The organism is Pseudomonas gingeri, from assembly GCF_013385425.1.
GTDB classification, from domain to species: Bacteria; Pseudomonadota; Gammaproteobacteria; order Pseudomonadales; family Pseudomonadaceae; genus Aquipseudomonas; species Aquipseudomonas gingeri_D.
The window spans coordinates 191,366-217,604 of record NZ_JACAQA010000010.1 but is presented as its reverse complement, the minus strand read 5'-3'; the positions used below and the strand labels follow the sequence as shown (position 1 = coordinate 217,604).

Annotated in this window: 20 protein-coding genes, 1 tRNA gene and 1 pseudogene; 12 read left to right on the top strand and 10 right to left on the bottom strand. The window is 61.6% G+C overall.

Going from position 1 to position 26,239, the window contains the following annotated elements:
• Window positions 1-1,067: 1,067 nt before the first annotated feature.
• The gene (locus HX830_RS16170) at window positions 1,068-2,285 is read left to right on the top strand and encodes an MFS transporter (protein ID WP_177101176.1); all 1,218 of its coding nucleotides are present in this window, start codon (window positions 1,068-1,070) and stop codon (window positions 2,283-2,285) included.
• Window positions 2,286-2,346: 61 nt separating this feature from the next.
• On the opposite strand, the gene HX830_RS32140 is transcribed toward HX830_RS16170, so the two are convergent.
• On the bottom strand, window positions 2,347-2,694 hold the full coding sequence (locus tag HX830_RS32140) for a hypothetical protein (RefSeq protein WP_256350531.1): 348 nt from the start codon (window positions 2,692-2,694) through the stop codon (window positions 2,347-2,349).
• On the opposite strand from HX830_RS32140, the pseudogene HX830_RS32730 reads away from it, so the two are divergent.
• The 5 genes and pseudogenes from HX830_RS32730 to HX830_RS16150 all read left to right on the top strand — a co-directional run.
• Window positions 2,695-3,582: pseudogene (locus tag HX830_RS32730) on the top strand (cache domain-containing protein); the annotation flags it as partial. It abuts the gene before it with no gap.
• 87 nt (window positions 3,583-3,669) lie between these two features.
• Window positions 3,670-4,437: a methyl-accepting chemotaxis protein gene (locus tag HX830_RS32725; RefSeq protein WP_432443527.1), complete on the top strand. Its 768-nt coding sequence runs from the start codon at window positions 3,670-3,672 to the stop codon at window positions 4,435-4,437.
• A gap of 137 nt (window positions 4,438-4,574) precedes the next feature.
• Window positions 4,575-5,627 carry a GGDEF domain-containing protein gene (locus HX830_RS16160; RefSeq protein ID WP_152740085.1) on the top strand — a complete coding sequence of 351 codons (1,053 nt, stop codon included), beginning with the start codon at window positions 4,575-4,577 and terminating at the stop codon, window positions 5,625-5,627.
• A gap of 377 nt (window positions 5,628-6,004) precedes the next feature.
• Complete coding sequence (locus tag HX830_RS16155; protein WP_152740084.1) at window positions 6,005-6,448, top strand: DUF3592 domain-containing protein; 444 nt, start codon at window positions 6,005-6,007, stop codon at window positions 6,446-6,448.
• Between the two features lie 4 nt (window positions 6,449-6,452).
• The gene (locus HX830_RS16150; RefSeq protein WP_152740083.1) at window positions 6,453-7,046 is read left to right on the top strand and encodes a hypothetical protein; all 594 of its coding nucleotides are present in this window, start codon (window positions 6,453-6,455) and stop codon (window positions 7,044-7,046) included.
• Between the two features lie 74 nt (window positions 7,047-7,120).
• On the opposite strand, the gene ychF is transcribed toward HX830_RS16150, so the two are convergent.
• From ychF to HX830_RS16110, 8 genes are all read right to left on the bottom strand, one after another.
• A complete protein-coding gene (ychF, locus tag HX830_RS16145) occupies window positions 7,121-8,221 on the bottom strand; it encodes a redox-regulated ATPase YchF (protein ID WP_103496901.1) in 1,101 nt (366 codons plus the stop codon).
• Window positions 8,222-8,243: 22 nt separating this feature from the next.
• Window positions 8,244-8,828 carry an aminoacyl-tRNA hydrolase gene (gene pth, locus HX830_RS16140; protein WP_100942297.1) on the bottom strand — a complete coding sequence of 195 codons (585 nt, stop codon included), beginning with the start codon at window positions 8,826-8,828 and terminating at the stop codon, window positions 8,244-8,246.
• Between the two features lie 171 nt (window positions 8,829-8,999).
• Window positions 9,000-9,590 carry a 50S ribosomal protein L25/general stress protein Ctc gene (locus HX830_RS16135; RefSeq protein ID WP_152740082.1) on the bottom strand — a complete coding sequence of 197 codons (591 nt, stop codon included), beginning with the start codon at window positions 9,588-9,590 and terminating at the stop codon, window positions 9,000-9,002.
• A gap of 138 nt (window positions 9,591-9,728) precedes the next feature.
• Window positions 9,729-10,670, bottom strand: a complete 942-nt coding sequence (locus HX830_RS16130) for a ribose-phosphate pyrophosphokinase (protein WP_003171603.1) — start codon at window positions 10,668-10,670, stop codon at window positions 9,729-9,731.
• Between the two features lie 46 nt (window positions 10,671-10,716).
• Window positions 10,717-10,791: transfer RNA gene (locus HX830_RS16125), tRNA-Gln, on the bottom strand.
• A gap of 34 nt (window positions 10,792-10,825) precedes the next feature.
• Window positions 10,826-11,677 carry a 4-(cytidine 5'-diphospho)-2-C-methyl-D-erythritol kinase gene (gene ispE, locus HX830_RS16120; protein WP_103497636.1) on the bottom strand — a complete coding sequence of 284 codons (852 nt, stop codon included), beginning with the start codon at window positions 11,675-11,677 and terminating at the stop codon, window positions 10,826-10,828.
• A 1-nt stretch (window position 11,678) separates the two neighbouring features.
• Window positions 11,679-12,296 (bottom strand): lipoprotein insertase outer membrane protein LolB, encoded by a 618-nt coding sequence (lolB, locus tag HX830_RS16115; protein WP_177101174.1) that lies wholly within the window; start codon window positions 12,294-12,296, stop codon window positions 11,679-11,681.
• Window positions 12,297-12,300: 4 nt separating this feature from the next.
• Window positions 12,301-14,025 (bottom strand): tetratricopeptide repeat protein, encoded by a 1,725-nt coding sequence (locus HX830_RS16110; RefSeq protein ID WP_103497634.1) that lies wholly within the window; start codon window positions 14,023-14,025, stop codon window positions 12,301-12,303.
• A gap of 184 nt (window positions 14,026-14,209) precedes the next feature.
• Between HX830_RS16110 and hemA the strand changes: the two genes are divergently transcribed.
• The 6 genes from hemA to HX830_RS16080 all read left to right on the top strand — a co-directional run bounded on the left by hemA (window position 14,210) and on the right by HX830_RS16080 (window position 19,568).
• Window positions 14,210-15,499, top strand: coding sequence for a glutamyl-tRNA reductase (hemA, locus tag HX830_RS16105; RefSeq protein ID WP_152740081.1), 1,290 nt, complete (start codon window positions 14,210-14,212; stop codon window positions 15,497-15,499).
• Entirely contained in the window at window positions 15,496-16,578 is a 1,083-nt protein-coding gene (prfA, locus tag HX830_RS16100) for a peptide chain release factor 1 (RefSeq protein WP_103497632.1), read from the top strand. The genes hemA and prfA overlap by 4 nt, the downstream gene beginning before the upstream one ends.
• Entirely contained in the window at window positions 16,579-17,409 is an 831-nt protein-coding gene (gene prmC / locus HX830_RS16095) for a peptide chain release factor N(5)-glutamine methyltransferase (protein WP_152740080.1), read from the top strand.
• On the top strand, window positions 17,403-18,158 hold the full coding sequence (locus HX830_RS16090; RefSeq protein ID WP_177101172.1) for a molybdopterin-synthase adenylyltransferase MoeB: 756 nt from the start codon (window positions 17,403-17,405) through the stop codon (window positions 18,156-18,158). The genes prmC and HX830_RS16090 overlap by 7 nt, the downstream gene beginning before the upstream one ends.
• Window positions 18,151-18,942, top strand: coding sequence for a glutamate racemase (murI, locus tag HX830_RS16085; RefSeq protein ID WP_177101169.1), 792 nt, complete (start codon window positions 18,151-18,153; stop codon window positions 18,940-18,942). Before HX830_RS16090 ends, murI begins: the two co-directional genes overlap by 8 nt.
• 110 nt (window positions 18,943-19,052) lie before the next feature.
• Complete coding sequence (locus HX830_RS16080; RefSeq protein ID WP_177101167.1) at window positions 19,053-19,568, top strand: acyloxyacyl hydrolase; 516 nt, start codon at window positions 19,053-19,055, stop codon at window positions 19,566-19,568.
• A 17-nt stretch (window positions 19,569-19,585) separates the two neighbouring features.
• Here the strand turns inward: HX830_RS16080 and HX830_RS16075 are convergent, their stop codons facing one another.
• Window positions 19,586-26,224, bottom strand: coding sequence for a TcdA/TcdB pore-forming domain-containing protein (locus tag HX830_RS16075; protein WP_177101165.1), 6,639 nt, complete (start codon window positions 26,222-26,224; stop codon window positions 19,586-19,588).
• Window positions 26,225-26,239 lie beyond the last annotated feature (15 nt).

The following is a 26,239-nucleotide window of genomic DNA, read 5'->3' as shown; positions in this document are numbered from 1 at the left end:
AGGTTGCCGGTCTTGGTCAACTGGTCCCGGGCATCGCCGATACGACTACGCAGGTCCTTCAATTGCAGGCGGCTTTGCAGGCTGAACTGGCCCGAGACCACAGAGGCCTGGCCGACACTGGCCAGCCGGCCGACCCGTTCGATCAGGTCCGGCGCATGCTGGGTGGCGATTTGCGTGAGCAGGTAGGTTTCCATCCAGGGGGCGAGGATCAGGCGACTGTCCATGGCGATTTGTTCGCGCAGCGCTTGCAGTGCACTCAAGGCGCTGGTGAAACGATCGTAGCCGTCCGGCCACCAGCCGACCTTGCTCAGGCTGGCGGAGTCGAGGCCGCTCAGGGCGGCTTGGAGGATCTGGTAGCGCTTCAGGGTGTCGGCATCGGCACCTTCGCTTTGCAGGGTTTTGCCCAGTGCCTCGACGGCCTGGTCGATCTCCGGTTGGGCCTTGTCCAGTGTTGCCATGGCCGCCAGGGTGGCGGGTGTCGGCTGCCGGTTGGTTTCCGTGGCGCGCCAACGAGCGGCACGATCACGCTGGGCCTCCAGCAGGTTGTCCAGTGAATCGAGGGAGAGCAGTTGATGGACGCCGGCGCGCTCTTCAGTGATCAGTGCCAGCTTGCTGCGATAATCCTGGCCGATCAGGTACAGGCTGCCCATCAGTGGGACGATGAACAACAGGAACAGTACCTGAAACTTGCGGGCGAACCCGAAGTGGCCCAGCAGTCGAATCCCCGGTGATAAAAAAGCGTGCATGGTCGACTACTCCTCAGGGCGCCGCGCACGATTTTGGTGCGATCGTAACGGGTGCCGTCATTAGATACTTCGGAAGTCCGGCTGTGAGGCGGTGTAGGTTAGCCGTTGTAGCGAAACTTCCCATTCTCGGCTCCCTTTGTAAGGGGGCGTGCTGTAAGCACTCAGAGCACGCAAGATTCAGACCAATGGCGTTACGCTATCAGCCATTTCATCGGGAAAAAACCGATTGTTAGCTCTGCAAGTATCTGGCGTGAGTGCACCGAAAAATGGCACATTGCTGCACCTGCAACTGTGCATCCATCCGTGTTACGGAATCACTTCATGGCCCTTACTCAAACCTCCGAAGGCCCGACCCTGGCGTCGGCGTCACCGCAAACCAGTCCATTGGTGATGCGCATTATAGGCGCCGTGGCGCTGGCACACCTGATCAACGATCTGATCCAGTCGGTCTTGCCGTCGATCTATCCGATGCTCAAGGCCAACTATGGCCTGACCTTTACCCAGGTCGGGCTGATTACCCTGACCTTCCAGGTGACGGCTTCCTTGTTGCAGCCCTGGGTCGGCTTTTATACCGACCGTCATCCCAAGCCCTTGCTGTTGCCGATGGGGATGATCAGCACGCTGATCGGGATTCTGATGCTGTCCCAGGTTGGCAGTTTCCCGCTGATCCTGTTGGCCTCGGCCTTGATCGGTGTCGGCTCCTCGACTTTTCATCCGGAAGCTTCACGGGTTGCCCGCCTGGCCTCGGGTGGGCGTTATGGGCTGGCGCAGTCGAGTTTCCAGGTCGGCGGTAACGCCGGTTCTGCCTTTGGCCCGTTGCTGGCGGCGGCGATCATCATTCCGTTCGGCCAGGGCCATGTCGCCTGGTTCGGCCTGTTCGCGCTGTTTGCCCTGGGCGTGCTCTACGGGATCAGTCGCTGGTACCGCGCGCACCTGAATCTTTTCAAGCTCAAGCAGGGCCAGAAGGCCACTCACGGGTTGTCGAAGCATCGAGTGATCGGGGCGCTGGTGGTGCTCGGCTTGCTGGTGTTCTCCAAGTATTTCTACATGGCCAGCTTCACCAGCTACTTCACCTTTTACCTGATCGAGAAATTCCAGCTGTCGGTGGCCAGCTCGCAACTGCACCTGTTCCTGTTTCTCGGCGCGGTGGCGGCGGGGACCTTTGCCGGCGGGCCGATTGGCGACAAGATCGGGCGCAAGGCGGTGATCTGGTTCTCGATCCTGGGCGTGGCGCCGTTCACCTTGATGCTGCCCTATGTGGGCCTGTTCTGGACCACGGTGCTGAGTGTGGTGATCGGCTTTATCCTGGCGTCGGCCTTCTCGGCCATCGTGGTGTTTGCCCAGGAACTGGTGCCGGGCAATGTCGGGATGATCGCCGGGGTGTTCTTCGGTTTGATGTTCGGCTTTGGCGGGATCGGCGCGGCGTTGCTGGGGCATCTGGCGGATATTCATGGCATCGAGTACGTGTACACGATGTGCTCGTTCCTGCCGTTGTTCGGGGTGTTGGCGGTGTTGTTGCCGAAGACCAGAAAAGTTTGAGCCTGAAGGGCCGGATCGCTCGAAAAGGGGCGGCCGGTCTTGGTCAAACGGTAGGTCTTCGCTAACGATTGGTACAATGTTTTATATTTTTGTATACGAAAAATCGGCGGATATTGTATCTGGTCATCTGATCCAGGTTGGGTGGCAAATCGCTATTTGCCCGTGTAGTCTGGCCATTCGCACCCCACTTGCGCGGATGGTGATTGTCGTAATGAAAATAAAAAACAAGCTTGTCCTTGCCTTTGTATTGGTCGCCTTTATCCCGGTGAGCCTTGTGGCAGTGATATCGGTGCTGAATATACGGGCTCAGGCCGTCGATCAGTTTATCGACGGCAGCACCCGTGAAATACGCCAGATCGACGGCAATATCCGGCAGTTTTTCGATGGATCTCAGCAGAATGTCGATCAAATGGCCGTTGATCCTGTATACACATCGGTCGCCAGCCTGAAACACTATGAAACCGCGGATGCCGCCAGCCATCCTCTGCCAGCGGCCGCTCGCCGGGTGATCGATGCGTTCGCCCGTTATGGCGCGACCCACCCGGCCGCCGCCATCCTGTCCATCGGCCTGGAAGATGGCAGCTACGCCAAATGGCCGGACGACCCGCAGCTATCGAACTACGACCCGCGTTCGCGCCCCTGGTACAAGGCCGCCATGGCCAGCCCCGGCAAAACGGTGCGAACCCCCGCTTACTACTATGACAAGGACGCGGTGGCGCTGGTCGGCACTGCCCGGGCAATGCTCGATGACGCCGGCAAAGCCAAGGGTGTGTTTGTCGTCAGCGTTTCGCTGAAAAACCTCACCGAGCTGGTCAAAAGCATCAAGCTCGGCGAAAGCGGCTACGTGATGCTGATCGAAGACGGCACCGTGCTGGTCGACCCCCGTGACGCCGCGCACAGCTTCAAGCAGCTCAAGGATCTGGGCGAGCCCTACGCCAAACTGGCCGCCACCGCGCAAGGTTCCACCGAGGTGGAAATCAATGGGGTCAGGTACATGGCCAATGTCTGGACATCCCCCGGCCTGGGTTGGCGTTATGTCGGTTTGATCGAGTACAACGAAGTCATGGGCGCGGCTACGCGCATGACCTATGTGACGGCGGTGATCGTGGTCGTGCTGGTGTTGCTCTTTGCGCTGCTCGCGGCGGCGTTCGCCAGGGTCATCGTCAAGCCCATCGGCCAGGTCAGCACGGGGTTGCAGTCGATTGCCGAGGGCGAGGGCGATCTGCGCCGTGATCTCGAGGTGCAGGGCAAGGACGAAACCGCGGAGCTGGCCGGCTGGTTCAACAAGTTTCTCGCCGCGATACGCCAGTTGATCCAGCGTATCGGCGCCGCCTCGACCAATTTGCAGGACGCCTCGCGGGTCAACAGCGAAGTGGCCGACAACATGAACCAGGCGGCCGGTCGCCAGCGTGAAGCGGTGGAGTTGGTGTCCACGGCTTTCAACGAAATGGTCGCCACCGCCAACGAAGTGGCCCGTTCATGCAGCACGGCCGCCGACTCCGCCGAGAGCGGACACCAGCGTGTGGCCGAGGGCAAACAGCAGATCGAATTGACCACCCAGAACGTCGGCCGCCTGGGCCGGCGCTTGACCGAGTCTTCCCAGGCCATGGTTGAGCTGGAGGAGGGCAGCCGCAACATCAACCAGATTCTCGGCACCATCCGCGCCATCGCCGAGCAGACCAATCTGCTGGCGCTGAACGCGGCGATCGAGGCGGCCAGGGCAGGTGACCAGGGGCGGGGTTTTGCCGTGGTCGCGGATGAGGTCAGGGCCCTGGCCAAGCGCACGTCCGACTCCACCGGGGAAATCGACCAGTTGCTCGGTACGCTCGGCAGCAAGACCCAAGAAGTGTCGCAGAAGATGGAAAGCTGCCTGGACCTGTCGCGCGCCAGTGTGTCCTCGATCGAGAGTGCCCGTGACAGCTTTGAAGGCATCCAGCAGTCGGTGAATGAAATCCGCGATCAGAACCTGCAGATATCGGCAGCGGCGGAAGAGCAGCACAGCGTGGCCGAGGAGATCAATCGGCATATCCAGCAGATCTACGACGAGGCGCGATTGGTCGAAAGCCTGGCCAGTTCCGCACAGGAAGACTCGGGCCGGCTTTCGCACCTCTCGAATGAATTGAACGGCTTGGTGGGGCGCTTCAAATCATAGAGGCAATGTGCCATTTTTGGGCTGGCCGATCCCCTGGCGATTCACTACACTTCAGGCTCTACTTAGCTGTCGGCTATCAGGTAGTCAACCTACATAGGGACCGGGAATCATAACCGGAACCTGAGGTGACAGGTTTGATGTCAGGGACTTCCCCGGAAAACCAGCACAAGAGTTATGCGCGTCCCGAGTTCTGGCAGCTTTCCATGCGTTGCTGCCAGTTGGCTGGTGCTGTGGACGTCGCTTTTCTCTTCATTTTTCTCATGCTGGGTTCACCCATCCTGGCCTGGGTCAACGTGATCAGCGTGGCCATGTATGTCTACGCCTATCGCGCGTTCAGCCAACGGCGCAATCGGCTGGCGATCCTGCTGATCCGCGCTGAAGTGCTGGTGCACGCAGGGTTGGGAACGGTACTGATTGGCTGGGAAAGCGGCTTCCATTATTTCCTGCTGATGTTCATTCCGCCCCTGTTCGTGACCATGCGTGCCCGTAGCGCCTGGATCCTCGCGGCTTGCCTGTGGGCCTACTATGTGGGGCTGGATGCGCTCATGTGGTACATCCAGCCCCTGCAACCCATTTCCTCCAATGCCCTGTTGGGTGTGCACATTTTCAACCTGACCGTGGTGTTCTGCATGTTCAGCTACCTGGCGCTGTTCTATGTGGTCACGGTGACCCGTGCCCACAGGAGCCTGGCGCGGATGGCAACGACAGACTCCTTAACCGGCCTGTTCAACCGCCGGCACATGATTGCGCTGACCGAGAAGGAACTGGCGCGGCACCATCGATGCCCCGGCAACCTGACCTTGATGTTGATGGATATCGACCACTTCAAGCACGTCAATGATCAGTACGGTCACGATATCGGCGACCGGGTGCTTGATGCGGTGAGCCTGGTACTCAAGCACTCAATGCGCGAACAGGATTTTATCGGGCGCTGGGGTGGCGAAGAGTTTCTGGCGGTATTGCCGGAAACCGATCTTGATCAGGCGGCTGTAAGCGCGGAGCGCATACGCAAGGCGATCCAGGCGTTGGTGATTGACAGTGACGGTCATAAAGTCAGCGTGACCCTGTCCATCGGCATTACCCAATATCGGGCCCAGGAGGCGCTGAGCAACGCTATTGCGCGGGCCGATCGCGCGCTCTACGAGGGTAAGTCAGCTGGGCGCAACAGGGTGGAAGTGGCGCTGGCTTGATTGCGCTGTAGGTGCACTCGGCAACTGGTCGATCTCACTTGCACGCATGCTTAACCCTGCAAAGGGCGACCGGCACTGATCCAGTTCTCGGTCTGCTTCATCGTCAGCCGGTAGCGCCACTCTTGAACAACTCCTCGGTGGCGAGCAAGGAGTAACGGTTGCCCTCCAGGCGCGAGTTATAGCTCGTTACGGCTCATTACGGCTCAATAAAGCTCATTACAGCTCAGTCAGTCCTGGGATTCTCAATACTTTCCTTGCTTCGGTCAGCACGTCGCAATACTCGAACATGCCTCACCCGTCGTGCTGTACAAAGCACTTCCCGAAGGTTTCTTGCTATCCTGACCATCCTCTTTCATGGACGAATACCGAGAGAAGCCATGGCTAACTCCACCCCGTCACGCCTCGGGAAGATATTGCAGGGTCTGCTCTTTGCCCTGATCGGTATCGTCTTGTTGGGCATTGCCGTCAATCTCACCCTTGATCGACGCGAATTCCTCGCCCACGCACAAACCGCCGATGGCATCGTCAGCCACTTGAATGCCGGTGGTTCACATCCTGAAATTGCCTTCACCGCCAGCGGTGGTGAAAAGATCTCCTACCCCCAGGGCGGGTTTATTTTCGGCTACCAGAAGGATCAGAGGGTGCGGGTGTATTACCTGCCCGAGCAGCCGGCCAGTAGCGCCGTTATCGATGACCCGGCCGCACTGTGGGGCACTCCCGGGGTACTGGCTGGTATCGGTCTGGTGTTCATCATTGCCGGCCTGACAAGGGGTGTCCGTCAGCGCGGTCGTGGTGCGGTTCATTCACTTAAAGGACTTTGAACGTATGAGCTACAACATCCCGATCCCGATCCCGGTCAATGAAAGTCGCTGGCAGTATCAGACCGCCAGTGGCGGCGGTCTGAGCGTGGCCCTGTTGGCCGGCAGTGGCGGTTCGATCATCCTGCGTTCGCCCCAGGGCAAGGACGTCAGCTACCGCTACGGTGGCGTCGGGGTGGGTGTCGGATTTGGCGCGCGCCTGCCGCGTATCGGCAAGATCAATATCCAGCTCAAGGGCAAGAGCGTGGGGGCAGCCGGCGCGGCGGAGGCTTTTCCCAGTACCGGCAAGGTGTTTGTCAGCGACGCCTTGCTCAGTCGTGACCTGACCGATGACGATATCACCGGGCCCTGCCTGTATACCGAGGTGGCAGCGGGTCTGGTGGTCGGCGGTTCGGCCACGGCCCTGTTGTTCGGGCTTGATCCCAAGCTGCTGGCGTTGGCGGCGGCGGTGAGTTCCAACCCGGCGACCTCGCTCATTGCCTCTGCCACGGTCAACCGGCAGTTGCTGCAGTCGGCCAAGGGCGCGGTAGTCATGGCCGGCATGAACGCTGGCGTGCAGGCCGGTGGTAGCGCCGCGATCTACATGGGCTATCTGTTCTAGTCGCGCATAGCGGGTCGATATCACGCCCACAAAAAAGCCGCGTATCAACGCGGCTTCTTCGATTCCAGCAACGCTTACACGTTAAAACGGAAGTGCATCACATCGCCGTCTTTAACGATGTATTCCTTGCCTTCCAGACGCCATTTACCGGCTTCCTTGGTCCCGGCTTCGCCCTTGTACTGGATGAAGTCGTTGTAGGCGATCACTTCGGCGCGGATAAAGCCTTTCTCGAAGTCGGTGTGGATCACACCAGCGGCCTGTGGCGCGGTCGCACCGACACGCACGGTCCAGGCGCGGACTTCTTCGACACCGGCAGTGAAGTAGGTCTGCAGGTGAAGCATTTCGTAACCGGCACGGATCACGCGGTTCAGGCCTGGCTCTTCAAGGCCCAGGGCCTCGAGGAACATATCCTTCTCCTCGCCGTCTTCCAGCTCGGCGATTTCCGCTTCGATCTTGTTGCACACCGGCACCACGACCGCGCCTTCTTCCTCGGCAATGGCCCGGACCACATCCAGCAACGGGTTGTTCTCGAAGCCGTCTTCAGCAACGTTGGCGATGTACATCACCGGCTTGGTGGTCAGCAGGTGGAAACCACGGATCACCGCTTTCTCGTCGTCGCTCATGCTCTTCATCAGGCTGCGCGCCGGCTTGCCTTCGGTGAAGTGGGCGATCAACTGCTCCAGCAGGCCCTTTTGCACCACGGCGTCCTTGTCACCGCCCTTGGCGTTGCGCGTGACTTTCTGCAGTTGCTTCTCGCAGCTGTCGAGGTCGGCGAAGATCAGTTCCAGGTCGATGATCTCGATGTCGCGCTTGGGGTCGACGCTGTTGGAGACGTGAATCACGTTCTCGTCTTCGAAGCAGCGGACCACGTGGGCAATGGCATCGGTCTCGCGGATGTTGGCGAGGAACTTGTTGCCCAGGCCTTCACCCTTCGAGGCGCCGGCCACCAGGCCGGCGATGTCGACGAATTCCATGGTGGTCGGCAGGATGCGCTTGGGCTTGACGATCTCGGCCAGGGCCTGCAGGCGCGGGTCGGGCATCGGCACGATGCCGCTGTTCGGCTCGATGGTGCAGAAGGGGAAGTTCTCCGCCGCGATACCGGATTTGGTCAGGGCGTTGAACAGGGTGGATTTGCCGACGTTGGGCAGGCCGACGATGCCGCAGTTGAATCCCATGGTGTTTCCCCTCGGGTAAGAGTCAGGCCTTCTGGCTGTGCAGGTTTTTCATCGCGCGGTTCCATTCCCCGGCGAGGATATCCGGCAGCACGCCGAGGGCAAAATCGATGCTGGCATCGAGTTTTTCCTGTTCGGCGCGTGGCGCACGACCCAGGACAAAATTTGAAACCATACTGGCAACGCCCGGGTGGCCAATGCCAAGCCGCAGGCGGTGAAAGGTATTCTGGTTGCCGAGCTGCGCGATGATGTCGCGCAGGCCGTTGTGCCCGCCGTGTCCGCCGCCCTGTTTGAGCTTGGCGACGCCGGGAGGCAAGTCCAGTTCGTCGTGGGCCACCAGGATTTCTTCAGGCGTGATACGGAAGAATCCAGCCAATGCCGAGACGGCCTGGCCGCTACGGTTCATGTAGGTGGTGGGGATCAACAGACGAACATCCTGACCCTGGTGACTGAAGCGCCCGGTCAGGCCGAAATATTTGCGATCGGCCACCAGGTTGACACCTTGGGCGTGGGCGATGCGCTCAACAAAAAGGGCCCCCGCGTTATGCCGGGTCTGTTCGTATTCGGTGCCTGGATTTCCCAGGCCAACGATCAGTTTGATGGCAGTCACGACAGGGGCCCTTCCTAGGAGTTGTGGATAACATCGCGGCTATTGAGCCTAGCGGCGAACGTGGACGAAACATGCTCATTTACATGATGCAAACTTCGCGATCCCGCCCGCTTTACTCGCTACTTGCCAGCTCGCGATGTTTCCATGACTCCGACGTTGCGGAGTAAAAAATTACTCGGCAGCGGCTTCTGGTGCAACACGTGGCGCGTGAACGTTGGCAACAGCCAGGTCGTTACCGTGGGCCAGTGCAACGAACTCAACGCCTTTCGGAGCTTTGAGGTCCGACAGGTGAATGATCGAACCGACTTCGGCATCAGCCAGGTCGACTTCGATGAACTCAGGCAGATCTTTCGGCAGGCAGGTTACTTCGACTTCGGCCACAACGTGGGAAATCTCGCCGCCTTTCTTGACTGCTGCTGCTTCGTTGATGAAGTGCACAGGAACGTGAGCGGACAGTTTCTGACCGGCGACAACGCGGACGAAGTCAGCGTGCAGCACGTGGCCTTTGGCCGGGTGACGTTGCAGTGCCTTGATGATGACGTTCTGCTTGGCGCCGCCGATGTTCAGCTCGATGATGTGGCTGTAAGCCGCTTCGTTTTCGAGCAGTTTGGCAACTTCTTTGGCCAGCATGCTGATGGACTCAGGGGCTTTTTCGCCACCGTAGACTACAGCTGGAACCAGGCTTGCGAGACGACGCAGGCGGCGGCTCGCACCTTTCCCCAGGTCGGAACGCACTTCAGCATTCAGGGTAAATTCGTTCATGTTGACTCTCCAAATTAACCACATCCACCCTAGCGTTTGCGACCAGCGCTAAAGGCGGTATGGGCAAAAAAGCCCCGCCCCAACAGGTGTTGGGGCGGGGCGCTTTTCGTCAACGAGACATCCGAAAGGGCTGGGCCCTTAGCGGAACATCGCGCTGATCGATTCTTCGTTGCTGATGCGGCGAACCGCTTCGGCGACTACCGGTGCGATATCCAGTTGACGGATACGCGCACAGGCTTGTGCTGCGGCGGACAGCGGGATGGTGTTGGTCACCACCAGCTCGTCCAGCACGGAATTTTCAATGTTCTCGATCGCGCGACCCGACAGCACAGGGTGTGTGCAGTAGGCAAAGACCTTGGCAGCGCCATGTTCCTTGAGGGCCTTCGCCGCGTGGCACAGGGTGCCGGCGGTGTCGACCATGTCATCGACGAGAATACAGGTGCGGCCTTCGACGTCACCGATGATGTGCATCACTTCGGAGTGGTTGGCCTTCTCACGACGTTTGTCGATGATGCCCAGATCCACGCCCAGCGACTTGGCAACGGCCCGTGCACGCACGACGCCACCAATGTCCGGAGACACGATCATCAGATTTTCGAAACGTTGGTCTTCGATGTCATCCACCAGAACGGGGGAGCCGTAGATGTTATCTACCGGAATATCGAAGAAGCCCTGGATCTGGTCTGCGTGCAGGTCAACCGTGAGAACACGGTCGATGCCGACGACGGTGAGCATGTCAGCAACGACTTTCGCGCTGATAGCCACACGCGCGGAACGCGGACGGCGATCCTGACGGGCATAACCAAAGTAAGGGATCACCGCAGTGATTCGAGTGGCTGAGGAACGGCGGAAGGCATCAGCCATCACGACGAGTTCCATCAGGTTATCGTTGGTCGGAGCACACGTCGGCTGAATAATGAAGACGTCTTTACCGCGGACGTTTTCATTGATCTCGGCAGTAATTTCGCCGTCGGAGAATTTACCGACAGAGATGTCACCGAGAGGGATATGCAGCTGACGTACAACACGCCGAGCCAGATCGGGGTTAGCGTTCCCCGTAAAGACCATCATCTTGGACACGCGCAGTACCTGAAGGCTGAGGGTAACCTGGATGAGTATAGGAAAATGGCAGGGGCGGCTGGATTCGAACCAACGCATGGCAGGATCAAAACCTGCTGCCTTACCGCTTGGCGACGCCCCTGTATCTGTTGCAACGAGTACCCAGTACTCGATTCCTAGAGCAGACTCTGCAGCTTGCGATGCAACATCGAAACATTGCTTCCCTTTGCCACAAACCCTGTTTGGGTCTCTGTAAGAAGGGCCGAGACTTTATCAGCTTCAGCTTTGTTTGGGAAGGCCCCAAACACACAACTTCCAGTTCCGGTTAACTTTGCTTCGGTAAATTTACCTAACAAATTCAAAGCGTTACGTACCTCTGGATAACGCCTTGCGACAACCGGCAAGCAGTCATTACGACTGTTTCCCTTGGGAACGGGGCGCACTTTAATGGGCGCGGAGTCACGTGTCAACAGCGGATCGGAAAAAATTTCTGCTGTACTTACAGAGACTTGCGGAACGAGCACGACATACCAGGGTTCTTCGGGGTCTACCGGGGTGAGTTTTTCCCCCACGCCTTCGGCGAAAGCCGCGTGGCCACGGACGAAAACCGGCACGTCGGCGCCCAGTGTCAGGCCCAGCGCGGCCAGGCGATCTTCGTCCCAGCCCAGTTGCCAGAGGTGATTGAGGCCGAGCAAAGTCGTCGCGGCATTCGAGCTGCCGCCGCCGATGCCGCCGCCCATGGGCAGGATTTTTTCGATCCAGATATCCACGCCCAGGGGGCTGCCCGATTGTTCCTGGAGTTTTTTCGCGGCGCGCACGATCAGGTTGCTGTCGTGGGGCACGCCTTCGAATTCGGTGTGCAGCTGGATCACGCCGTCGTCACGCGCGGCGAAGCTCAGTTCGTCGCCGTAGTCGAGAAACTGAAACAACGTCTGCAACTCGTGATAACCGTCCGCGCGGCGACCAAGGATATGCAGCATCAGGTTGAGCTTGGCCGGCGACGGCAGCGTCAGGCGGGCGGCGCTCATGTCACTGGCCCAGCTGGCGCGGCTGCCAGTCCTTGATCACCAGGGTCACGTCGAGGTCGCGGCCGTGCAGCTTGATGCGCTCGGGCAACCAGTAGCCGTTCTGCTCGCTGTAGCTCAGGTACTCGACCTGCCAGCCATCCTGTTCGAGGGAGGCCAGGCGGCTGTCGTTGTCCAGGCTCAGGCGGCTCTTGCTGTCCGGCGCGGGCAGGCCACGGACCCACCAGACCAGATGGGACACCGGCAGCTCCCAGCCCAATTGCTCCTGGAGCAGGGCCTCGGGGCTGGTGGCGGCATAGCGGCCCTGGTTGGCGACCTCCAGGCTCACCTGGCCGGGACGCCCGGTCAGGCGGGCAGCGCCGCGCCCCAACGGGCCGGACAGGCGAATGTCGTAGTAATCCTGGCGTTGCAGCCAGAACAGGGTGCCGCTACCGGAATCCTTCGGTGCGCGGATACCGACCTTGCCATTGATCTGCCAGCCGTCGAGGCTGCTCAATTGCTGTTTGTGCTTGGCCCAGAGGGCCGGGTCGCCGTGCCCTTCAACGGACTCACGGGCACCGAAGCCCGCGCAACCGGCGAGCAGGGCGATCAGGCTGAAAACAACGAGGTGGCGCAAAAACATAAGCTTAAAGAGTCTCGGAACCGGTCAGGCGCTTGATGGTGCTGCGCAGAAGTGGGCTGTCGGGCTGATCCTTGAGGAACTTGCCCCAGATTTGCTTGGCTTCGCGTTGCTTGCCGTTGGCCCAGAGGACTTCGCCCAGGTGTGCGGCGACTTCCTGGTCGGGGAACCGCTCCAGGGCTTGGCGCAGCAGGCGTTCGGCTTCGTCGAGGTTGCCCAGGCGGAAGTTCACCCAGCCAAGGCTGTCGAGCACGGCCGGATCTTCCGGATTCAGCTGGTGGGCCTTCTCGATCAGTTCCTTGGCTTCGGCATAGCGGGTGGTGCGGTCCGACAGGGTATAGCCGAGGGCGTTCAACGCCATGGCATTGTCCGGTTCGCGCTTGAGGATAGCGCGCAGGTCTTTCTCCATCTGCGCCAGGTCGTCACGCTTTTCCGCCTGCATGGCGCGGGTGTAAAGCAGGTTCAGGTCGTCGGGGTACTGCAACAGGGCTTGCTGCAGAACGCTCCAGGCACGATCGCCCTGATGGTTGGCGGAGAGGATCTCGGCCTCGATCAGGTAAAGCTGGATCGCGTAGTCCGGCTGCTCGTCGCGGGCCGTCTTGAGTTTGCTCGATGCCTCGGCGCCGCGCCCGGTGGTGACCAGGATATCGGTCTGGCGCAGTTGTGCCGGCAGGTAGTCGTTGCCCGGCCCGACCTGGGCGTATTCATCCAGGGCGGTCTGCAGGTCGTTGTGCTCTTCGGCGATGCGGCCCAGGTTCAGGTGCGCCGAGTCGACATGGCTGTCGCGGGCGATCAGTTCGTCCAGGTAACCCTTGGCTTCATCCCAGGCCTTGGCCTCGAGGCAGACGAGCGCCAGGGAGAAACGCAGTTCGTCATCTTCCGGGTATTGCTGCACCAGGCTGGAGAACTGGGTCTTGGCGTCGGCCATGCGGTCCTGTTCCACCAGCATGCGCGCGTAAGTCAGGCGCAGGCGCTTGTCGTCCGGGTACTGCTTGATGCTTTTTTCCAGGATCGGCAAGGCTTCCTTGCCGCGGTTGAGCGCTTGCAGCAAGCGTGCGCGCAGCAGGATCGGGGCGATTTCGCCGTCTTCCGGCGGGTTTTTCTCCAGCAGCGCCAAGGCGGCCTGGGTGTCGCCGTCCTGTTGCAGCAACAGGGCCTTGCCGAAAATCAGCTGGCTGTTCTTTGGGTGCTTGACCAGCAGACGGTCGAAACTTTTCTTCAGGCCGTTGCGGGTGTCCTGGTCGGTGTCGGCGGCCGACAGGGCGAGAAAGTCGAAATGGGTGTCGCCCTTGCCTTGCAGGACCTTCTCCATATAGACCATGGAGTCGTCATAACGCCCGCTGCGGGCCAGCTGGATGGCGGCCGCGCGTTGTGCCTCGAGATCATTCGGGGCGTTTTTCGCCCAGATCAGCGAGGTGTCGAGGGCCGCCTGGTCGGCGCCCAGGTACTCGGCAATCCGGAAAGCGCGCTCGGAAACCCCCGGATCCTGGGTGTTGATCGCCTGGGTCACGTAGTTATCCAGCGCGATATCGAAACGATTTCGCTGTCCGGCCAGCTCCGCGCTCAACAGGCTGAACACCGTATCTTCGGTGAACGAGCTGTAGACCTTGGGCTTTTCCGGGGCCGGAGTGGTGTCTTCAGCCGGCGGCGTACGCCCCGGCGACACGGGTGCCAAGGCCTGGCAGCCGCTGAGGAAGACAAAAGCGAGGAGCAACGCGGAGGATCTATTCATATAGGAGAAGGACGACTTACCTGCGGGTCGGGGCATCATGACACAAGCGGCGGGCAGAACCATACCCGAGACGCTCACCAGACACTTATAGCAACGTTACATTAGGACAATAGTCGGCAATGGTTGTTCTGAATCATTCGAAGGTGGACAATTGTCGGCTTCTCGACATCATCAGCGACCCTGAATGGCCTTCCTCGCACTCGGCATCAACCACAAGACGGCGTCCGTAGACGTACGCGAGCGCGTGGCTTTTACCCCCGAGCAATTGGTGGAGGCCCTGCAGCAGCTGTGTCGCCTCACCGACAGCCGTGAAGCCGCGATCCTCTCGACCTGCAACCGCAGTGAACTGTATATCGAGCAGGAGCACATTACGTCGGACACGGTCCTGCGCTGGCTGGCCGATTATCACCACCTGAGCCTCGAAGACCTGCGGGCCTGCGCCTATGTGCACGAAGACGATGCTGCCGTTCGTCATATGATGCGCGTGGCCTCGGGCCTGGATTCGCTGGTATTGGGCGAACCGCAGATTCTCGGCCAGATGAAGTCGGCCTATGCCGTGGCGCGGGAGGCGGGCACCATCGGGCCGTTGCTCGGGCGCCTGTTCCAGGCCACCTTCAGCGCCGCCAAGCAGGTGCGCACCGACACCGCCATCGGCGAGAACCCGGTGTCGGTGGCGTTTGCCGCCGTCAGCCTGGCGAAACAGATTTTCAGTGATCTGCAGCGCAGCAGTGCGTTGCTGATCGGCGCCGGCGAAACCATCACCCTGGTCGCCCGCCACCTGCACGAGCAGGGCGTCAAGCGTATCGTGGTGGCCAACCGGACCCTGGAGCGGGCCAAGATCCTCGCCGAAGAGTTCGGTGCCCACGCGGTGTTGCTGTCCGACATCCCCCAGGAACTGGTGCACAGCGACATCGTCATCAGTTCCACCGCCAGCCAGTTGCCGATCCTCGGCAAGGGCGCGGTGGAAAGTGCCTTGAAGCTGCGCAAGCACAAGCCGATCTTCATGGTGGATATCGCCGTACCCCGGGATATCGAACCGGAAGTCGGCGAGTTGGACGACGTTTACCTCTATAGCGTCGACGATCTCCACGAAGTGGTCGCCGAAAACCTCAAGAGCCGCCAGGGCGCCGCCCAAGCCGCCGAAGAACTGGTGAGCAGCGGCGTCGACGACTTCATGGCGCGCCTGCGCGAGCTGGCCGCGGTGGATGTGTTGCGCGCCTACCGCCAGCAGAGCGAACGCCTGCGCGACGAAGAACTGCAAAAGGCCCAGCGCCTGCTGGCCAACGGCGGCAGCGCCGAAGAGGTGCTGATGCAACTGGCCCGTGGCCTGACCAACAAGTTGATGCATGCGCCCAGCGTGCAACTGAAAAAGTTGTCCGCCGAAGGCCGCCTCGATGCGCTGGCCATGGCCCAGGAACTCTTTGCCCTCGGTGAGGGCTCATCGGATAGCTTTTCGGATAAGAAACCGCAATGAAAGCGTCACTGCTCAATAAGCTGGACATCCTCCAGGACCGTTTCGAGGAACTGACCGCCTTGCTCGGCGATGGCGAAGTCATTTCCGATCAGAACAAGTTCCGCGCCTATTCCAAGGAGTACGCCGAAGTCGAGCCGATTGTCACGGCCTACAAGCAGGTGTTGAAGGTCCAGTCCGACCTCGAAGGCGCCCAGGCGCTGCTCAAGGACAACGACCCGGACATGCGCGAAATGGCCGTCGAGGAAGTCCGCGAGGCCAAGGAACAGCTGGTTGAACTGGAAGGCAGCCTGCAACGCATGTTGCTGCCCAAGGATCCCAACGACGGTCGCAACGTGTTTCTCGAAATCCGCGCCGGCACCGGCGGCGACGAGGCGGCGATCTTCTCCGGCGATCTGTTCCGCATGTACTCGCGGTATGCCGAGCGGCGTGGTTGGCGGGTGGAAATCCTCTCGGAAAACGAGGGTGAGCACGGCGGCTATAAAGAAGTCATTGCCCGGGTCGAAGGCGACAATGTCTACGGCAAGCTGAAATTCGAATCCGGTGCCCACCGCGTCCAGCGCGTACCGGCCACCGAATCCCAGGGCCGCATCCACACCTCGGCCTGCACGGTCGCGGTATTGCCCGAGCCCGACGAACAGGAAGCCATCGAGATCAACCCGGCGGACCTGCGCGTCGACACCTACCGCTCCTCCGGCGCCGGTGGCCAGCACGTCAACAAGACCGACTCGGCGATCCGCATCACCCACTTGCCTTCGGGGATCGTGGTCGAATGCCAGGAAGAGCGTTCCCAGCACAAGAACCGCGCGCGCGCCATGTCCTGGCTGTCGGCCAAGCTCAACGACCAGCAGACCAGCGCCGCGGCCAATGCCATCGCCAGTGAGCGCAAGCTGCTGGTAGGCTCAGGCGATCGCTCCGAACGTATCCGTACCTACAACTTTCCACAGGGCCGGGTCACCGACCACCGTGTCAACCTGACCCTGTACTCCCTGGATGAAGTCCTGGCCGGGGGGGTGGAAGCCGTTATCGAACCGCTGTTGGCCGAATACCAGGCCGATCAACTGGCCGCCTTGGGTGATTGAATGACCATTATTGCCAGTCTGCTACGCGCCGCCGACCTGCCTGACTCGCCGACCGCGCGCCTGGACGCCGAACTGCTGTTGGCGGCGGCCCTGGGCAAATCCCGCAGTTACCTGCACACCTGGCCGGAAAAAATCGTCAGCAGCGAAGCCGCGCTGGCCTTTTCCGACTTCCTGGAGCGCCGTCGCGGTGGCGAGCCGGTGGCCTATATCCTCGGCCAGCAGGGCTTCTGGAAGCTGGACCTGGAAGTGGCGCCGCATACCCTGATTCCGCGCCCGGACACCGAACTGCTGGTGGAAGCCGCCCTTGAGCTGTTGCCGGCAACTCCGGCCCGGGTGCTCGATCTCGGCACCGGCAGCGGCGCGATTGCATTGGCCCTGGCCAATGAACGTCCGGCCTGGCAGGTGACGGCGGTGGACCGCGTGCCGGAAGCGGTGGCCCTGGCCGAACGCAATCGCCAGCGCCTGGGGCTGAACAATGCCACGGTGCTGAGCAGCCATTGGTTCAGCGCCCTGGATGGCCAGCGTTTTCAACTGATTATCAGCAACCCGCCGTACATCGCTTCGAGCGACCCGCACCTGGCCCAGGGCGATGTGCGTTTCGAGCCGGCCAGCGCCCTGGTGGCCGGTGCCGATGGCCTGGACGACCTGCGCCTGATCATCGCCCAGGCGCCCGCGCACCTGGAGGCCAACGGCTGGTTGATGCTCGAACATGGTTACGATCAGGCTGAAGCCGTGCGTGAGTTGCTCTCGGCGCAAGGTTTCAGCGACGTCCACAGCCGCACTGACCTGGGCGGCCATCAACGCATCAGTCTGGGGCGCCTATCGTGCTGAGTGACCAGGAGCTGTTGCGCTATAGCCGGCAGATCCTGTTGCAACAGGTCGATATCGACGGCCAGTTGCGTCTGAAAAACAGCCGGGTGCTGATCGTCGGTCTTGGCGGTCTTGGCGCCCCGGTGGCGCTTTACCTGGCGGCCGCCGGGGTCGGCGAACTGCATCTGGCGGACTTCGACACGGTCGAGCTGACCAACCTGCAACGCCAGATCATCCATGACACCGCCAGCATCGGTACGACCAAGGTCGATTCGGCGCTGCGCCGGTTGGCGGCGATCAATCCTGAAGTGACCCTGGTCGCCCATCGCCACGCCCTTGACGCGGATTCCCTCGGTGTCGCAGTGGCGGCGGTGGACCTGGTGCTCGACTGCTGCGACAACTTCGCCACCCGCGAGGCGGTCAACGCTGCCTGTGTCGCCGCCGGCAAGCCGCTGGTGAGCGGCGCGGCGATTCGCCTTGAGGGGCAACTCTCGGTGTTCGATCCGCGGCGTCCGGAAAGCCCCTGCTACCACTGCTTGTACGGGCACGGCAGCGAAGCCGAACTGACCTGCAGTGAAGCCGGCGTCATCGGCCCGCTGGTCGGCCTGGTCGGCAGCCTGCAAGCCCTGGAAGCCTTGAAATTGCTCGCCGGTTTCGGCGAGCCGCTGGTCGGCCGCCTGCTGCTGATCGATGCCCTGGGCACGAAATTCCGTGAACTGCGGGTCAAGCGCGATCCGCAATGCAGCGTCTGTGGGGGTGGCCATGCGTGACGCACCGGTTGCGGTGTTCGACTCTGGCATCGGCGGCCTGTCGGTGCTCAATGAAATCCAGGTCCTGTTGCCCAACGAGTCGCTGCTCTATGTCGCCGACTGCGGCCATATCCCCTACGGCGAAAAAAGCCCGGAATATATTCGCCAGCGCTGCGCGGTGATCTCCGGCTTCCTTCGCGAGCAGGGCGCCAAGGCCCTGGTGATTGCCTGCAATACCGCCACGGTGGCGGCGGCCGCCGATTTGCGCCAGCGTTACCCGGATTGGCCGCTGGTGGCCATGGAACCGGCGGTCAAACCCGCGGCGGCGGCCACTCGCAGTGGTGTGGTCGGCGTGCTGGCAACCACCGGGACCTTGCAAAGCGCCAAGTTCGCCGCCTTGCTCGACCGCTTTGCCAACGATGTACGGGTGATCACCCAGCCTTGTCCCGGCCTGGTGGAAATGATCGAAGACGGCGATTTGCACAGCGAGGCCTTGCGCCAGTTGCTGCGCAGCTATGTCGACCCTTTGCTGGCGGCGGGCTGCGACACCATCATCCTCGGCTGCACCCACTATCCCTTCCTCAAGCCGCTGCTGCTGGAGATGATTCCGGCGTCCATCAGCCTGATCGACACCGGCGCCGCCGTGGCCCGGCAACTTCAGCGCCTGTTGGAAGCGCGCGACCTGCTGTCCCCGGGACCTGCGCGCGACGCGCAATTCTGGACCAGCGCCGATCCGGATCACTTCAGGAAAATTCTGCCGCTGCTCTGGCAGAAGTCCGGGGTTGTGCAAAGCTTCACAGGGTAAACGTCGGCGTAGAGCGGCGAATCCCTGGTGAACCCAGGCTTAACGCCAAGCTTTCATTGCGAGGAGCTTGTTGGTCGCACCTGAAATGCGTTGGAAATAGGATATTTCTCATGAAGAAATTGTTCTGCTTGGCTGCGCTTGCGGTCGCCCTGGGGTATGGCACCATGGCACAGGCGGCCGGTGTCGAGTTCTCCGTTGGCCAGACGAGCGATTCGACCCGGTCCTATCGCCTGGGCCTGCAATCGGACTGGGACAAAGGCTGGCTGCAAAGCGACGCAGGCCGCCTGACCGGCTACTGGAGCGGTGCCTACACCTACTGGAAAGGCGACAAGAGTCCCGGCAATCACAGCCTGTCGTTCTCCCCCGTATTCGTCTACGAATTTTCCGGGGCATCGATCAAACCCTATATCGAGGCGGGGATAGGTGTCGCCCTGTTTGCCCACACCGAAGTGGAAGGCAACAAGCTGGGCTCGGCCTTCCTCTTCGAGGACCGCTTGGGCTTCGGCCTGCGCTTCGCCGGCGGGCATGAAGTGGGGATCCGCGCGACCCATTATTCCAATGCCGGTATCCGCACGCCGAACGAGGGCATCGAAAGCTACGCCTTGCACTACACGATGCCGTTGTAACGGCCGTTCGTTCGGCGTCAGCCTCCTTCGCTCTGGCGTTTGAGGCGGGCCAGCGCGGCAAACACATCATCGTCATCGATGGGGTAGCGGTCGATCTGGATCATCGTCCAGTCGCCGTTGTCCCCGAGTTTTTCCAGCGCCTCGTCCGTTCCGGTATAGCCCCAGAGGGCACTGTGACTACTGGCGCGACAGCTGCGCGGGAAGTGTTCCTGTAGCTCCTGGCGCGTCGCGTCTGCGGCGGCCAATCTTTGCACACGGGCCTTGAGCCCGCTGACGCCACTGAACTCGCTCAATGCCGGGGTTGATGTCGGCACCCACAACAACAGCGTGCCCTGCTGGGGATCACCGAGTACCAGGATGTCATCGGAGGGATAGCCGTTGATGCTCAAACGGTGCACCTGGACTTGGCGTGGGCCCGGAGCCGGGTGCTCGCGTTCGTGCCGGGGCAGCAGTTGCAACATCATTGGGTAGGCGGTGTCCGAGTAGCCGCCTTGCAGGCGCGCGCGCTGCACCTCCAGCCGGTATTGCGCCCGCAGATAATCGCCATAGCACTGTTCGTTGCCGAACAAGCCGTCGGCGGGGTGGGCACTCCAGAATCCTGCCGAACGCCCGCCGAACCTCTGATACTCGGTGTTCAGATAGGTCGTCAGTTCGGCCAGTGTCGCGGCGGCCTCCAGGACTTTCTCGCGCTGCGGGCTGGGGGCGATCACCAGCATGTCGGGCGACACCGGGATCTGGTACAGCTCGTCGCCGTGATCCTCCCCGTCCACGGGAATGGCCGCGAAGCTGCCATCGGTGGGCCGATAATAAATCCCCCGACCCGGACACTCGGGCACCGACAGGTCTTCGATAGGCACTGGCGCGCCCAGTTGCTGGCGGCCTTGCAGTGCTTGCAGGCGTTGCACCAGCGTATCGATATTCTCGTGGTCCCGGGCACTCAGTGTCGCCAGCGTGCAGCGCCCGCCGGCAAGATCCAGCCGGAATGCCTCATCAAGCTTGTTGACCGCGTACAGGACCTCCTTGTCCTGAACCTGCACCACGACGCCACCCACCGTCAGCCGGCCGGGCTCAAGCCGGATGTCGTCAGGGCGGCTCAGGTGATCGGTGTGCAGCACCCAGGTGGAGGGCCGTGACGTGGCACAGCTGGACAGATTGATCGTCGCGCCGTCACTCAGGTAGAGGTCATATTGGCTACCCTGGCCTTCGATGTCGTAGCGCAGGTACCGACCGCCTTCCGCCAGATCGTCCATGACCAACGGCGGCGCGACCTGTCCCAGGCTGACCCGGATACGCGTGGCGTGGTAGCGGGGCTCGAGCTTTTCCACGACCTTCTGGAAGGCCGCGACCCATTCGGTTTCGATGAATTTGCCTTGGGTCTTTTGCTCGAGCGCCTTGAACAGCTGCAGTTCCGCGTCATTGCGCTGGGTGGCGCCCACTAGCCAGCCGTATTGCGGCAGATAGGTGTGCTCGGGCGTACCCGGCAGATGCAGGGTACGGAGGCTTTCCGAAACGGGTAACGGCCTCTGCCCGGGAAGCTCCAAGACCTGGCCGACATCGATCGCCTGCTGTTCGTCCAGGATCACCCGTGGATCGCCCGAATGCGAATTGTCGACGGCGTAGATCTTCGGGCTGCCCAGGTAGACCTGGCCGTTGCGCTGATCCAGATGGGTCACCACCACGGGACCGGCCATCCGCAGCGCATGGCTTTCAGGATCCTCGATATAGCCGCTGCGATAGGCCTGGATCTCCCGGATGAATTGCTCACCCGTGGCCAGGACCTTATGGGCCTTGGCAAAGAACACCGACACCAGGCTGCTGGCACCCAGGCCCAGGCCGGCCAAGGGTATCGACAGTGGCCCGAGAAATTCGGCGCCCTCGGCAAACCCGGCCAGTACCGTGCCCAGCGCGAGGGTGTCGAGCCCGACGTTGGTGCCGTAGGTGGCTTTTTCCTCGGCGCTCTCGGCATGGGCCAGCAGATAGCTGTCCACCCCCAGGCTCGCGAGGAGCAGCAAGGCATTGCCGGCGGCCAACAGTCCACCCAGGGTCAGTGTCTTGCCGCCCAGACTGATAACTCGGCCGGCCTTGTCCAGCAGGCTGATGCTTTCTGTACCCAGGTGCCCGGCCTCCTTCAGGCCGAGGTAAATCGCCTGGGCGAGTATTTTTCCATCGCAGGCTACGCCGGCCACCACCTGGGCCAGTTGCGTGTAGAACTGCACCTGGACCGCGCTGGCCAGTTCCGTCGACAAGACATGGCGCCTGCCGCTATTGAGCAGCAACAGGGCGAAGCCGGTATTCAGGCTGTTCAGGCCATCGAGTTGCGCCAGGCCATGGACCACCTCGTGATGGGTGACGCCAGGGCGCGGCAGCATCTGACCGTCCTGGAACTCGAAGTCGTGGTGGAGCGTATCGACGGTGTCGCGGATACGTGCCGAGAGCCTGGCCAGTGCGCTGTCTTTCTCCAGTTCCAGGTGCTGGCGTGGTGCACCAGCCGGGCCGATCAGCTCCAGCGTGTCGCCAGCGGCTCTGGATTCGATGGCGTTCAGGTCGGGGACCCGGCCGGACACTGCCGAGTCGGCTCCGAGCCTTTGCCATTCCTGTTGTGCGGCCTGGCCCAGCTCGGCGAACGCGTTGCGTTGCATCCGCGATTGCTCGCTTATGGCGGGATAGGGCCTGCGTACATCGCCGCCCAGACCGGGAGTGTCCATGATCTGCCACGAGCCGTCGGTACGGCGTTGCACCTCATAGGTCGAGCGCCTGAAACCTTCGGTGGCATGGATGATCCGGAACCTGTCGCGGAAGGCCCGGACTTCGTAGCGCAGGCCCTCGTAGAGGATGTACGTCCTGCCGTCCGGCGTGAGATACAGGCCTCGCGCATCCGGTCCGGTCGGATCCAGCGCCGATCGGCTGCGCATCTCATATCCCCTCAGCCAGGCCGGCTGCGACTGCGTCGAAGGTCCGGCTTCTCCTGTGTTCGGAAGAGCTGCGTTCAGAACTCTGTTCAGTTGGGCCAGGCTGCTGAGCGTGTGGAACGGGTTGGCCAGTGCATATCGAATCCTGGCATTGTCATGGGTGTTGCTGGTCAGTTGGGTCCACATCTTGTCGACGACCCGGCCCGACTTCTTCCTGAGCAAGGTAAACAACTCGGGTGTATCGAGCAGAAGCTGGAGCCTGGCATTGGCGAGATAGGCCGATCGGAAGCAATGTCGGCTCCATGCAGTAGCATTGGTCTTGAAGGGCAAAAGCAGCGGCGCGATTTCCTGGAAGCCCATTTGCCGGGCCACCGCCAGCAGTTCCTGCTGATGTCCGAGGAGCCGGCTCAACACGTCGTCGGTCAACGACTTTATCCCGTCGGCGTTCTCCAGCAGGTTGATACGGATGATGCCGGCATCCGCGCAGCGGGCGATCAATCGTAGCCTGTCCGTTGAGATTTGCGGATCGTGGAGCAAATGGGCGATTTGATTGGTGTTGAGCCCCTCTTCCAGGGGCGGGGTCAGGTTCGCTGAACTGAAAATGATATCGACCCGCTCAAGCAGCGCCGGGACACGACCGAGCACGGCCCTGATCAGGTCACGTCGTGCGCTGATCTGATTGCCCAAGTGCTGGGCGGCATACAGGCGTAGCTGGGTGGCCGTCACCCCATACTCCAGCAGAATATGCCGGACGCTGTCATTGAAAATGAAGGTGTGGTGAGTCAGGAAGTCGATGTCTGCCGCTTGTGAGGGGCCGTTCAACAGTGTTTCCAGCAACCGCCTGCGCCTCGGCTCGTCGACCCACAAGGACAGTTCCGGACGAGGGTCGCTGTCAATGTAGCGATCAACGATCTGACGTATTTCGGCGGGTAGCGGGCGCAGGTCATGGCGCTCGCGAACGGAGTTGAACGCATCATCGACGGCGGCGCGGATCCTTTGTGAGCGGGCCGGCAAAGTCGTCTCCAGGTAGCGGATGGCCGGCTGAAAGAGACCGTATGGATTGGCGGCCCCCTTGAGGATGGCGGTCAACTCTCGATAGCTGCTATCGCCCAGCCAGATATTCAGTTCCAGGCAATGCTCCAGTGCCTGGGCATAGAGAGGCAAATGCTCGGCGGTCACGAAGGGCGCGATATCCGGATTGTGTTCGATATGATCGGCGGCGGCATTGCGCAGTCTCTCGACCGTGAATGTGTCGGGCTCATGGTCCTGGTTCAGTGACAGGGCCACGGCATGAAAGAAGCTGTCCTCTCCGGCGGGGACGTCCACCGGGTTGCCGTCGAGCCAGACGCGATAATGATTCGGACTGTATCGGTACAGCACCACATCATGGAGGGCACCGAACAACTCCGGGTTCACCCGGTATCCATAGGTGTCTTCGCGCAGTCCCTGCCGGTAGCGTACTGACCAGCCAAATCCCGGATCGCGGGCGTCGATAATCACCAGGTTGCTGTCTTGCGGCCACTCCGCCAGGCTGGGCATGAGGGGCGCAATGATGTCCATGACCTGTGAGTTCCAGGACCCCAGGCGAATCAGGCCGGCCAGGGTTGAAAGTCGCGCTGATACGGCAGGAGGCAATCGCCCGCCGAGGGATGGCCCCGTCGGCGCACCGCCTCGCAACCTCAGCCGCACGGTGCCGAGGGTTTGGCGTGGCTGGGGCATCGCTTGCAGGACCGGGCCGGCAGTCAGCAAGGTCTTGCCGTCGGCACCCGTCCGGCTGACCGGGGTCGCAATGTCCGTGCTCGCAGGTGGCAGGGTGTCGGTACTGGTTGTGCCCTGGCGATCTGTTGCCCGGCTGCCCGGCTGCACTGCAATGTCTGTTTGTCCGGTCGCCCTTATTCGTGGCAGCCAAGCCTTTGCGGGCAGGAAGGTGCTGATCAAGCCGGCGTTCTTCTGAGCGACGACATTGCCAAACGCCCACTGATCGATGAGTGCTTGCCGGTTACTCGCGGTCCCGTCGGGGAGACGGTGGCGGGCCTGCTCGATCAGCGCGTCACGCTGTATTTCGTAGAGGCACTGATGCACGTTGCCCGGCATCGGGATCAGTTGGACGTGAGCGGCGTTTGCCGGGGGCGGCGACTGCAGGGTTGGCGTACTGGATTTTCTCAGTCGCGCGGCAACGTAGTCCCGCCATGGCGGTTCCTGGAAATACCGGTCCAGGTCACCGCGTTGGCTCAGTACCTTGAGGTCGTTGTCATCGGCTGAATCCGGGGTATGCAGCACCACACTCGGGTCGTCCGGGTCCGCGCTGGTGATCGCGAGTACGCCGCCGCCAATGATATGGAGCGTGCTCTGGGCATTCTTGTGATGTACCCACAAACCCAGCGCATTGGCGCTGATGACGTGTGTACCGATCGTGGGGCGAGTGGCCGGGGTCGGATAGTCGAGCACCACCTGGACCCACTGTCGCTGGCGCCTAGCGATTCGGCCGCGGAGCGTGGCGTCCAGGAGCGCCAGTTGCAGGCACGCGGCATTGGCGTATTGCCAGGTATCGCGTATCGCCTGCGCCCGCTGCGCGGTGGCCGAGGCCGAGGCCGACGGCTGCTCGCTCAGGGCCTGGACGATGGCCTCCAGTGCCGCTTGATCCGGGATGATCGGCCCGTCGTAGCTGTCGTTGGGCGAGGTTGGCGGCAGTACATTGATCAAGGCCAGGGCCAGCGCCAGGCGGCCGGCCTGCACTCGGCCGGCGGCGGTGCTGTAGCGTTGCCAGTCTTGCCTGTCGGCCGCCTTGAAGACTTGCCGCCAGATGCTGTATTGCAAGGCTTGCGCACGTCGATTCACTCGCGTGCCGATATCCAGGACGTCACGTAGGTCCGCGGCGGCTTCGAGGCGTTCCAGCATGGCCTGCGACGCGTCCGCCGGGGAGGCGGCAAACACATCGTTCACCTGCCGTTGCTGGGCATTGCGCAGTGACCGGACCTGCCAGGCGAACAGGTTTTCGTGCTTGTCATCGCTGGCGCTGAAACGGTCAGCGATTTTTTGCCCGGTTCGCACCAGCAGTGTCGTGTGCAGGATCCTGAGGGAGGCAAAGGTTTCGAGGCCATATTCCAGGGTGTAGAGCACGACCGGCCCGAGATCACTGTGGATCTCGACCGCTTTCTTGCCCTTGAACTGCTTCGGGTCGGGATCGCTGCCCTGCAGCACCGCACCGTCTCGGCTGGTGATTACGAATGCGCCAGGCCATGGGGTCGGGGCCGAGGTATTTTCTTCCAGGAAGGCGATGCAGTAGACCCCGGGTCGATAGACGACGGGCAGGACAGGCAGTGCACTTTCCCGTTGTTCCCGTGTGGGCAGGTCCAGTACCTGGTCGATCAGTTGCCGGTCATCGGCGTCCAGCGTCCCATCGACGCCGCGCAGTTGCGCCTCGGTCCGCAGTTGCGTCTCCAGGGTCAGTGCGAGCCATTGATCGGCGGGCAAACCGTCGGTGGCGCTATTGGGTTGTGTCCAGAACCGTTGCAACTGCGCCAGATAAGCCTGCTGGAGTTGGCGTATCTGCTCGGTCTTGTCAGTCGTCGGATTCACTTCGGGCATGGCCGGGCGCGGCAGCTCATCGAGCAGGGCGGCCACTTGCGCATTGGCGCTATTGAGCGACAGCAGCAACTGCGACTGGAGCTGCGCGGTGTCGATCGGCGCCGGAGGGCTATCGGCGGCGCCGGGGGGCGAAATACGGGGAGGGTCGAGGGTTTTCATGAGCCAGTGATCTCA